This is a genomic window from Pseudomonadota bacterium (assembly GCA_030859565.1).
GTDB lineage: Bacteria > Pseudomonadota > Gammaproteobacteria > JACCXJ01 > JACCXJ01 > USCg-Taylor.
On record JALZJW010000130.1, the window covers coordinates 1 to 10752 of the forward strand.

General features: G+C 56.3%; 12 protein-coding genes. 4 read left to right on the plus strand and 8 right to left on the minus strand.

Annotated elements, in window-relative coordinates:
- Positions 1-252, minus strand: a 252-nt coding sequence (locus tag M3436_16270) for a M42 family peptidase (protein MDQ3565599.1), incomplete at its 3' end; no start/stop codon positions are given.
- Positions 253-533: 281 nt separating this feature from the next.
- Here M3436_16270 and M3436_16275 point away from each other — a divergent pair.
- A complete protein-coding gene (locus tag M3436_16275) occupies positions 534-971 on the plus strand; it encodes an NUDIX domain-containing protein (GenBank protein MDQ3565600.1) in 438 nt (145 codons plus the stop codon).
- A 135-nt stretch (positions 972-1106) separates the two neighbouring features.
- Entirely contained in the window at positions 1107-1322 is a 216-nt protein-coding gene (locus M3436_16280) for a hypothetical protein (protein ID MDQ3565601.1), read from the plus strand.
- A 10-nt stretch (positions 1323-1332) separates the two neighbouring features.
- Here M3436_16280 and M3436_16285 read toward each other — a convergent pair whose 3' ends face one another.
- The 6 genes from M3436_16285 to M3436_16310 all read right to left on the minus strand — a co-directional run bounded on the left by M3436_16285 (position 1333) and on the right by M3436_16310 (position 8774).
- Positions 1333-2556 carry an argininosuccinate synthase gene (locus M3436_16285; protein ID MDQ3565602.1) on the minus strand — a complete coding sequence of 408 codons (1224 nt, stop codon included), beginning with the start codon at positions 2554-2556 and terminating at the stop codon, positions 1333-1335.
- A gap of 113 nt (positions 2557-2669) precedes the next feature.
- Positions 2670-3464, minus strand: a complete 795-nt coding sequence (locus tag M3436_16290) for an alpha/beta fold hydrolase (GenBank protein MDQ3565603.1) — start codon at positions 3462-3464, stop codon at positions 2670-2672.
- 481 nt (positions 3465-3945) lie between these two features.
- Complete coding sequence (locus M3436_16295) at positions 3946-6216, minus strand: CHAT domain-containing protein (protein MDQ3565604.1); 2271 nt, start codon at positions 6214-6216, stop codon at positions 3946-3948.
- Between the two features lie 45 nt (positions 6217-6261).
- Positions 6262-7062 carry a DUF4384 domain-containing protein gene (locus M3436_16300; protein MDQ3565605.1) on the minus strand — a complete coding sequence of 267 codons (801 nt, stop codon included), beginning with the start codon at positions 7060-7062 and terminating at the stop codon, positions 6262-6264.
- A 226-nt stretch (positions 7063-7288) separates the two neighbouring features.
- Positions 7289-8047, minus strand: a complete 759-nt coding sequence (locus M3436_16305) for a hypothetical protein (protein MDQ3565606.1) — start codon at positions 8045-8047, stop codon at positions 7289-7291.
- 172 nt (positions 8048-8219) lie between these two features.
- Positions 8220-8774: a hypothetical protein gene (locus tag M3436_16310; protein MDQ3565607.1), complete on the minus strand. Its 555-nt coding sequence runs from the start codon at positions 8772-8774 to the stop codon at positions 8220-8222.
- A gap of 334 nt (positions 8775-9108) precedes the next feature.
- On the opposite strand from M3436_16310, the gene M3436_16315 reads away from it, so the two are divergent.
- Positions 9109-9393, plus strand: coding sequence for an AbrB/MazE/SpoVT family DNA-binding domain-containing protein (locus tag M3436_16315; GenBank protein MDQ3565608.1), 285 nt, complete (start codon positions 9109-9111; stop codon positions 9391-9393).
- Positions 9390-9788: a type II toxin-antitoxin system VapC family toxin gene (locus M3436_16320; protein ID MDQ3565609.1), complete on the plus strand. Its 399-nt coding sequence runs from the start codon at positions 9390-9392 to the stop codon at positions 9786-9788. Before M3436_16315 ends, M3436_16320 begins: the two co-directional genes overlap by 4 nt.
- A 218-nt stretch (positions 9789-10006) precedes the next feature.
- Here M3436_16320 and M3436_16325 read toward each other — a convergent pair whose 3' ends face one another.
- A complete protein-coding gene (locus tag M3436_16325; GenBank protein MDQ3565610.1) occupies positions 10007-10228 on the minus strand; it encodes a DUF2283 domain-containing protein in 222 nt (73 codons plus the stop codon).
- Between the last annotated feature and the right edge of the window lie 524 nt (positions 10229-10752).

Sequence of the window (10752 nt, forward strand, 5' to 3'; positions counted from 1 at the left end):
CCCGTCGGCACGCACCGTTTTTACGATCGCTCCGATTTCATCCTTGTGCGCGGTGACGGCGATCGCGCCTTCGTTGCGCCCCGAAACCTTGACGATAATGTTACCCGCCGGGTCTTGGATCACCTCGTGGCCGCACTCTCGCAACCTGTAGAGCAGAAATTCATCGATCTCGCCTTCCACCCCACTCGGCGAGTGATACATAACCAGAGTTTCGATCTCCTTGAACAATCGATCGTAGGATACGGCCGGCATGACTTAGAATAGCACGAGCACAGTGGGACGGTTCGTCTCTGAGCTTGTGAAAAAACCTACTGCGCTCGGGATCTCGCATTCCGGCGGTGCTCGGAATCCTCATGTATTTCAATATACACTCCGGTTCCTGCGCTCCGGCGAAACGCGACCTCCCTTCGCTCGCGACGATTTTTTCACAAGCTCTCTGTCGAATCAATGCACTATGATATGCGGCAACGCGAGCGCTGTGAGTGCAAGGTTGGCATTCTTCGCCCCGGATGTGACTGCCCGTCAACGTACCGATGGAATACACCCGCTTTGCTATCAATATCCTCGAAAACGATCGCAACGAAATTCTGCTTCTCAAGCGGTCCCTGCACCTAAGCCTCGGTCCAGGACAATGGGGATTCCCGGCCGGTCATATCGAGCCTGATGAAACGCCGGAGGCGTGCTCTATACGCGAGTTAAGGGAGGAGCTAGGCCCCCATCATCGGCTCGTACCCGTGCGCAAGCTCGGCCCGGTTCGGGACAGCTTTTATGCGGGTAAGTTCGAGATCTTCTTGTTTCATTACCGGTGGAAGCGCGGAAACATCGAGCTCAACAACGAGCATACCGCCTATGCTTGGGTCGGGCGAGAAACCTATCGCAATTACGAGGTCGTCGATGGAAGCGACGAGGACCTTGATCATTTCGGGATCTGGCCGCGGTCGTACTTAAACAAAGACAAGCTACCCCGCTGATCGGAGTATGATAGATCAGCGCGGGTCCACGATTTCGCCAGTCAGCTTTCGCGGACCCGAAATTGAGTTCTCTAGACTTCAAGCTTGTCGTCGGGAACGAGCCGGACAGTGTAAGCATCAACAAGCATTACGGCGATGAGCCAGCCGATTAAGAAAAGAGGCGTCGATATGAATAAAAAGATCCCGGAAAATAAGAGAACCGAGATGATAAAAAATTGCCTGTCGATCGATCGCGTTAAGCTCGTTCCGCAACGATCACAGCGCAAGGGTGACCAGCGCGAGATAAGCCAGACTTTAAGAGAGGATAGCTTATTGTTACATTTTGGGCATTGCATAGGGGTACCATCCTGACTGAAAAGGTTTACGTAGTTTTCGAACGTTGTCCTGCTATACGCATCCGAAGTGCATTTAATTTTATGAAACCACCGGCGTCTCTTTGATCATAGGCTCCGGCATCGTCTTCGAAGGTCGCAGTAGCGGTGTCGAAGAGACTGTCCGTGTCGGATTTGCGGCCCGCCACCATGACCGTGCCTTTATACAGCTTTAAACGCACGGCGCCGTTCACGTGCACCTGCGCCGCGTCAATTAATTCCTGCAACATACGGCGCTCGGGGCTCCACCAATAGCCGTTGTAGATCAGCGCGGCATAGCGGGGCATGAGATCGTCCTTGAGATGGGCCACTTCGCGGTCGAGCGTGAGCGATTCGATCGCGCGGTGCGCCTTGAGCAAAATCGTTCCGCCCGGTGTCTCGTAGCAGCCGCGTGACTTCATGCCGACGTAGCGGTTCTCGACGATATCGAGCCGCCCGATCCCATGCTCGCCGCCTAAGCGATTCAGCGTTGCGAGCAGCGCCGCCGGCGACAGGCGGACACCATCGATGGCCACGGCGTCGCCGCTTTCGAAGGTTAAATCGACGTAACGCGGCTGGCCGGCGGCGGCCTCGGGCGATTTCGTCCAACGCCACATTGAGGGATCAGGCTCGACCCAGGGATCTTCGAGCTCGCCGCCCTCGTAGGAGATGTGCAAGAGGTTCGCGTCCATGGAATAGGGCGGTTTCCTGCCGCTCGTGCGCTCGACCGGTATCGCGTGCCGCTCTGCATAATCGAGCAGTTGCGCGCGCGAGGCAAGGTCCCACTCGCGCCACGGCGCGATGACCTTGATATCGGGCTTAAGCGCATAGGCGCCAAGCTCGAAGCGTACCTGATCATTGCCCTTGCCGGTGGCGCCGTGAGAGACGGCGTCTGCCCCGGTCTCACGCGCGATCTCGACTAGGCGCTTAGCGATGAGCGGGCGCGCAATCGAGGTCCCCAACAGATATTCGCCCTCGTAAATCGCGTTCGCGCGGAACATCGGAAACACAAAGTCACGCACGAATTCTTCCTTGAGATCGTCGATATAGACCTTCTTCACACCGAGGGCCTGTGCCTTAGCGCGCGCGGGTTCGATCTCTTCGCCCTGGCCGATGTCGGCCGTAAAAGTCACCACTTCACAGTGGTAGGTCTCCTGCAGCCACTTTAGAATCACGGAGGTATCGAGCCCGCCGGAATAGGCCAGCACGACTTTCTTAATCGATTCGTTTCTCACACGATTACTCCGAACATCAGCTTGAGCCACACCCCCACTCGTTTGCGCGGGGTGAAGGAATTTGACGATCCCAGGGAAGCGACGGGCATTTTGACGCGATCGGAACACTCCGTCTAGTCGGACGGTGATGGCTCCGCGCGCTTGAGAAATGGCGTTAGTGCCGCGAGGAAGGTTTGTGGGTTCTCGGCATGGACCCAGTGGCCGGTGCCCGGGATGGTCACCATCTCGGCGCGGGGAAAGCGCTCACGAATAGCCGCTGTGTATTCGGGACGAATATAGTCCGAGCGTTCCCCGGCGATGAACAAGCTCGGCCCAAGGAACGGCGCGCCCGCGGTAAGATCGGGGAAGCCCAAGAGATCCTCCATCGCGGCGTGAATCGCCTCGAGGTGGATGCGCCAGCCGAAGCCCTGATCCAGGCGCACCAGATTCTGGAGTAAAAATTGCCGTAACTGGGCATCGCCGATGTCAACATTCAATAAGCGGTCCGCCTCGGCCCGATCGGTCAGCGTGTCCAGCGGCAGCGCCCGGAGCGTCTCGATCAGCCGCCCGAAGCGATGCCCGTAGCGCACGGGGGCCACATCGACCGCGACCATCGCCGCGACACGCCCGGGATGCAGCAAGGCCAGGGTCATCGCGACCTTGCCGCCCAGGCTATGGCCGAGGAGAAAGGCGCGCGGCAATTCCTTCTCTTCGAGCAAACCCAGCACATCGGAACCCATCTCATCGTAGCCCATGCTGTCCGTGTGGGGCGAGGCGCCATGGTTGCGCAAGTCGGGAAGAATGACGCGGTAGGCGGCACCGAGGCGCCGCGCCATCGATTTCCAGTTAGCGCTCGAGCCGAACAGGCCGTGCAGGATGATCAGCGGCCGGCCCTGCCCGAATTCACTGTGATGCAGACTAAGTGGCACAAACTATGTGGCCCGGCGATGGGGATGTTCGGTAATTCGAAGGGATTGATCGAGGAGAAAAGATTTGAATCTGCTCCGTGTGGAACCCATGTTCACGGGTGACATCACAACGAATTACGGAAGAATAGCTCCACTTTAGCTTCCACCATTGTACACATCCGTGGTCCATTTTCCATGAACGGGCTAAAATTAATCGCGGCCTCTACGCATGCGGCGGGTATTGAAGCGGCCGTTTTTACATCTATTTTCTGCGCGATGCCCGAACAGCCGGTTGTTGGCTATAGCCTTATCGCCGTGGCGTAACGCTGCGCAAGCGCGGTAGGTTTCTTAATTCAGCGGCGTTGTTACGCCGAGTAGAATGAATGCGCTCCAATAATAGGGATGCTCAAAGGGATGGTAAGAGTCGGGGTGTGTAAGGTATGGCTCGAGGGCAGCACGAACCGTCATCTTGTGATCGGTTAGGCGCTCAAGTATCTTGGTACTAAACCACCAATCGCGGAGCTGGCCGATGGTGAGTTGCCGAAGGTAGCATTGCCTGCCGCAGGGCCGCATCGCGATGCATACGCGCATCGATCAGGTTCTCGTACAGCCGCGACATGAAAATCACCGTCGGTAAGTCCGCGACTTTCCAAAGACTCATGATGAGGGTTTTCGTTCCCGCCAGGATAAAGGCTCTCCGCAAGCCCAACACACCCTCGCCGATGGCTACTTCACCAAGCCCCGTCTCGCAGGCCGACAGCACTACAAGCTCAGTGCCTAGTAAATCAAGACCGGCGACCTCTTCCGCTGTCAAAACCCCATCGTTCCCGTCTTCAGGTAAGACTTCCCGCGTGAAGACATGATTAGCGCCGGCAAGCGCGATCCCCGAATGCAGTAGCGGGTTTTCCAGCGGGAATAACCAGGGTTCAGACTCACTAAACGGCAGGGCGGGATCCGAATGAGACCGGTGCTTCTTTAAGAAAAACCCATGCGTCGCGAGGTGAAGGATGCGCGGAGATCTCCGCTCCTTAAGATTTTTGTCCGAGGCTCTCGGGCCGTGCCATAGCGGGACGCTAAGCATACTGGCAATGATCTCACCCTCGATCCGTGTTCCCGGCAGTCGCTCGAAATACCACTGCTTATACCGAGTGTTTGGAGTCTGACGGTCCGACGCTTTATCGCCTGCATCCGGCCGCTCGTTCTCGGGTCCACCGCGGCCGCGCCACTTTCGAAGCAGTGCTTGGAGTAGAGAGCGGCTGCGGTGATACCCGTCGCCCTTTGAAAGGTCGAAGTCCGGATCCGCGATGACCACGGGCGATGAAGCTAAGGTGCTCGATCCCGTTCGCGAGCGCAACAACTCCCGTCCACTATCGAGGTAGCTTAGGCAGTAGTCGTCTCCTAAGTACCGGGTCCCGCTGTCTAGCGGTAAAGCTTCAAAAGGTAGCCGAGTGAGCTCCCCATCTGTAGCCAGGATCACGTGCGATATGTCTCCAATGATGCGCCGTATAGGGTCAAAGAGCGCTGCACGTAAGGCTAGTCCCGGCGATTCCAATGGCACCGTCGACGGTTCCTCGTCGGAAACCAAACCACGATACTGTACATCTGCGCGCCCAATGATGCATGAGCGGAATTGATTAATGAGCCGATCAATCGTACCAGCATCGCCGAGGTCGATTATTCGGACTGCCTGAGGCGCGCCGGCTAGCAGAACTAACGCCGCATAGCGATACTCCTGCCACCGGTTATTTTCGTGGATTTGCATAGAAGCAACGTCGTATCGGCGGAACTTCACAAACTCGACCAAGGCGCTGCTTGATGCCAGGGCCGATGCCACGGCGTGCAGGCTAATGACGCCTAGCGTCTCTGCAAATGGGTTTACGTCGGAAATCTCCCGCGACAATGCCGCTTCCTCCTCCCGTCGCTCCGTCTGCCGGTTCTGAAGGTCCCGGTATTGCCTATTCGGCGATTCGTTCGCGGACGAGCAGCGAAGGGCCTTCCGTGCGATTTGCTGGCGGAGCAGCCTATAAGCTTCTAACCGAGGTTGAATAGACAACTTACGTTCAGACATCAACGCAACGCGCCGGGCTAACGACAATTCGAGACCGAGCGCCTTACGCCGGAAGATAATCTCCAGCAGCACTCCGGGCGCGTCCGGTGAGCCCGGGAAATACCGCAATACGATGGAAAGGAACAGATAGTATCCTTGACGTATCGACTCGACGCACGCCGTCTGGTCTCGCTCGGATCCCCGGGAAACGACTCGGCTGATCATCTGGTCACGTGCGGTTTCCGAATCCGACATGGCAGCTAGAGCTTCTCGAACACGACCGGTTATGGCGTATACCCAGGCTAGATCGGTCAGGATACTTGCGATAGCCGCCGGATCGTGCAATCGTTTGTAACTCTCTAGGGCTTGCTGGTAAAGTTTCTCAGCCTCGGAAAAACTACCCATAGCCCTATGGACTGTGGCCAGATTGCTGAGACTCATAAGGTACAGAGGGGCGTCTTCCCCGGCCGTGGCGCGCGAGATGTCTATGACCTGCTGGTGTAGTGTCGTGGCTTCTTTGTAACGTCCCATTGCTACATAAGCTAAAGCAAGATTTTTTACACCTTCAGCATAGCGGGAATGGGATGGACCATACACCACGAGGAGCATGTCACTGGCCTCGCGGTACCGTTGCTCGGCCTGCGCATGGTCTCCTTCCGCAAGTAACACATCGGCCTGACGCTGCAGATGTTCCGCGCGCTCAACAGATGGGTCTAACGCATGCACATTTGCATCATTAACATCCCCGCATTGCTTCTGCACAGTCCACAATCAAAGCACTTCGTAGTCTTTTCTGAGAAGCTGCCAAAGCGTTTTTGGGGTCTGGGTTATATGGGTAGCCAAGCGATCGAGTGCATCCGCCCGGCATCCTTGCATGAGACCTGCGTATAGATTTTCGGTAAGGGGGGAGCCCGTGATCAAAACCAAAACGCTTTGCGGTCCTACCGGACCGGCAACTCTTAAGGTTTTCTCCGGCGCCAACTGCGGGACTAGCAGCGTAGGAGAATGTAGCTGCGCATTTGGCGCCAATGAGGATGGGCACAGACAAGTGGTTTTAGCACGGTCCACACTCAGCAACACTGCGTAGGTATGGCCGCGTTGTGCGTTTTCATTCCATTCGTCAGTCAAGGTAAGTGAAATATACAGCCGTTCACCCAATTGAAACTGTTCCAGCGGTTCGTCGTCGTCAGCGATCAGACCGCGTGACTGAGCTTCCAGCTCTAAACGATGCTCTTGACGCACGAGATGAATCGCATCCGAGGTAGCTGCCCGCGCTAGCAGTTGCGGCCAAGGCCCGTCTCGTAATGGCGATGAGTGCAGTAAGGCCTTGAATTCCTCTAGCGAGTCGATCTCCAGACACTGCACGGGTACCTCAAATAGATCCGTGATACGCTTGATATGCCGGTTCGGCACCAACTCCCGCGCACGGACCTCGTTGCCGTTCATCCAGATCGAGATGTTGTTCGGTGCGATCCCGAGATGCTCCGCCAATAACTCGTGCGTATTAACGCGCTCGTGGCGCTGATACAAACACTGTAGCTTCTTGGCTAGGCTCGGAACGTGTAGGGGCATACGGTTATGCTTTACGGTAATGAATACGATTCGGTGGTGGGCCTTGCTTTACCTTTGCATCGATTCAGGTCACAGTTGGCCAACTATTCGGCCACGTGATGTGGATTATAGAACGGGAGTAAGTGAGAGCAACCTAATAAAACTTGACATGTCCTGAAAAACGGGTTTTTAGTACTTTTGCATTAGCTGCAAGGTATTCACTGCAATCCCGCGGACGATTTCGTCCTTAGTCTTTCGTCAGTCGTTGCATTGGCTCGACCGAAACGGGATCGGAAAACCGGGAATTGATCGCATGTTGAGAAAGCGCGCTTGCCGCCCGCTCTCGGGTATCGGCGTCGAGGCCGGTAGCGGGCAAAACCGCCTGCGCCAGGGCCTCGACGGCCCGCGGATCTTGTAAGGCGGCCAGTTCATCGATCGCTTGCTCGTACAAATTCCTATGCTGCGAACCGAGCGCAGTGAGCGCGCGTTCAAGGAGCGCCTCGTTGTATTCTTGGCCAGACGCCGATCGTGCGGACGAGTCGCCCTCCTGCCCGCCATCACCGTATGAAAGCGCCACCTCGCTGATGGGCTGAAAATCGTCTAGGGTCTGAGGTACATCCTTACCTTGTTTGGCACCGCCATGACCTAACGCGGAAAGCGTACGTTCGCCGCCGGACGTCTTGATGCCGGTTCCAGCGGCTCGGGGTGGCGTGGAAGCAACTATAACCTCATGCTTGTTAGGGCCGGCATGGAGCGCATAGGACAGGCCGTCTAAAATCGCCTTGATTGCCTCATCCACAGGCACCGATTGCAGGGCGAGGGAGACTCGCCATGACACGATGTTTGGGTCCAAAGAATTTACCTCGATCCCGGTTTCAAGGACAAGTAACTGCAAAACTTCGCCGAGCGGAACCTGCTCCAGATGGGCATCGATAAGACCGTTAGCATAACGCAGTTCCAGAGTGCTCGTGGAAGGCTCGGCAGCGAATAGCGAGTGCGAACTCAAGGCAAAGAGGAATACACCGCCGACAAAAACGGCCCAACGTGGATGCCGACTAGGGGAAACGATCAACTTGGTGCGCATAGCCATTATCCTACGTTCATCTCGGACAGAGAAATTTGATCTCCTCCGCGCGCGACCGCGGGGAGGAGATCAATAACTCGGCTGGGCCAGCCGACTAGAGTGGAGCACCTTGGAAGCAAACCACCGAGAGGGCGGAATGATTAACGGTCATGTTCCGGTTACCCGCCTCTCGCTCTCTGCCCAAAAAACGGAACTTGTGATTCCCTGCAGGGACGCTCTCGAAGATGTTGGTAGCCACTGGCCACACGTTTGGGTCCGCTTGCCCACCTACGTCTGCGAGATCGATGGTGCGCTTAGAAGCACCGGGAGAGGAAGGATTTGAATTATTCCGGCTCACGACGAAATCGTAGAGCTGTTCGTCATCATTTCCACCGGGATTGACTGCATTTGTGCTCGCCATGGCGACACATTGATGGTTGCCGGCAGCCAGGTTGACGTCCCTGCTGAGAATTGTTGTCCATGCAGGAAAGTCATCCAGTACGACATTGCCTGTCGAAGCTAAGCCGTCTGCACCATCCACCGCCAGCACCGAATGCGGAAACACCGCAAGCAAGATGGGTAGTAGGCTAGCCAAAGCGATCTCCTGCAATAGGGTGTGGCTATTTCCAGCAATTCTCCAATTGCTAATTGACAATACTTTGCTGTTCATGATGATTACCTCTGTCAGTTAAATAGTAGATAAAATCACGGTCTTGTTGACCGTGTGCCAGGAGGTGTCCCGGCGTTCGCTGCAAGGGTTTACTCTTGCAGTGGGGACAGAATACCGAGGTGCTACAAGGGAAACTATTGCAGGAACTTGAGGATTATTGAGGATGGGCGGTACCGGCACGTGCGCCCCGCCGAGGCATACGACGACACGATACTAACGCGCCCGTCCCTTGGTGCTCCCCGCATCCAGGCATCCGCCTACCGGTTTTTGCGGTTGCCATCCAGGCCCCGCAGTATTACTATTTCTTTTCCAGTAATACCAAAAGGACAAGAACATGAGCACCACGGTCACCAGCAAGGGACAGGTCACCATACCCAAGCCTATTCGCGAGTACCTGGGCCTCAAGGAGGGCAGCCAAGTGGACTTCGAGTACACCGCCGACGGCCAGGTAAATCTCCGTCCGGTCAAGTCTCTATCCAAGAGGAAAAAGGCCGGGAGTCGTTTCGCGGCGCTCAGGAGCACCGGTAGGCGCCTCGGCATGAGCACGGACGAATACATGAACCTAATCCGAGGCTACGATCGCGACGAGGACGATCCAGGCTTCAAAAACCTCAAGTGATCCTTGTCGATAGCAGCGTCCTCATCGACGTGATCGACGAGGACCGCCATTGGTGCGGCTGGTCGCTTGCGGCCCTCGACGAATGGAGCCGGCGCGGGCCGGTGCTAATCAATCCTGTAATCTACGCCGAAATTTCACCGGATTTCGACCATCCCGCCGCCCTCGATGCCGTTCTGGAAAAGGTGGGCATTGCGTACAGGGAGATTTCGCGAGAGGCGTTGTTTCTGGCAGCTAAGGCGCATCAGGCCTATCGGCGCCGGGGCGGGGAAAGGACCGGTGTGCTGCCGGACTTTTTCATCGGTGCCCACGCGGCTGTACTCGAAGCGCCATTGCTGACGCGCGATGTGCATCGCTTTCAAAGCTATTTTCCGAGCGTTCGGCTGGTAACGCCATAACGCGAGTCAGGGGATATGGCGCAAGCCCTGCGTTCTGCGGAATGATAGCCGGCCGAAGCCACCCGTGGGGCGGATCGCCCTTCGGGCCATCCGCCCGACCGGCCCTTTGACATAATGGGCACAAGGGGCGAGACGGTGGAAAGCTCAGCACCGAGGATCTCGGCGCGATACGTTACGCCCTATTGCAGGAGGCCGGCTGGATGGGTGACCACGTTATCCTATTTCGAGGCCGCCAAGCGCACGTTTTCCACGACAAGCCGAGGGATCTCTTCAGCACCGAACACATGCTTCGTGTCCAAAATCTCAATACCAACAAGTGTTTCACCCGGTCCGATATTCAGCGCGACCTCATCATTCAGCCTCAGAGTGCGGCATTCGTAGCTCCCTTCTAAGAGCCTGATGTAGAGAGCATCTATTTCAGAGTCATAGGCGATTTTCATGATATTTACGCTCAAAAGAAAAACGTGTACACGGTGACCACGACGATTTCGTCAGGTTCCTCTTTGATAACAGGCGCTACTCGCTTTATCGCGTAGCGATTGCCTTCCCACAATCCGTCATACGAAAAATTATATCGACACAGCAATGCGCCCATACTTGGAAGGCTCACGCGAACCGCATTCGACGGCATAACATACTGCCGCTGCAGTCGTTCCTCGCTCGCCACACTGCTCCATCGCTTGCGTGGTCAAGCGAATCGCCTTCATCGGATCATTGTAGGCCGTGCCGAGCGCCCCACCGACCTACGAGGTAGCACCGGCGAGGAACACCGCATAGGATACCGGCCGCTCTGATCCGGCGGCGACGAGATATCGCCGCTACAGTCGTTCATAGTGTCTGACATCACCCCTCCAGTTGCATAAATTCTGTTGTGTAGTGGCAGAAAATGGCGTCGGTTAAGGGTTTTAACGAGTTTTAAGCTTTTTGCTGAACGTCACCGTAGGTGAAGTCTAGCGTTCCGACA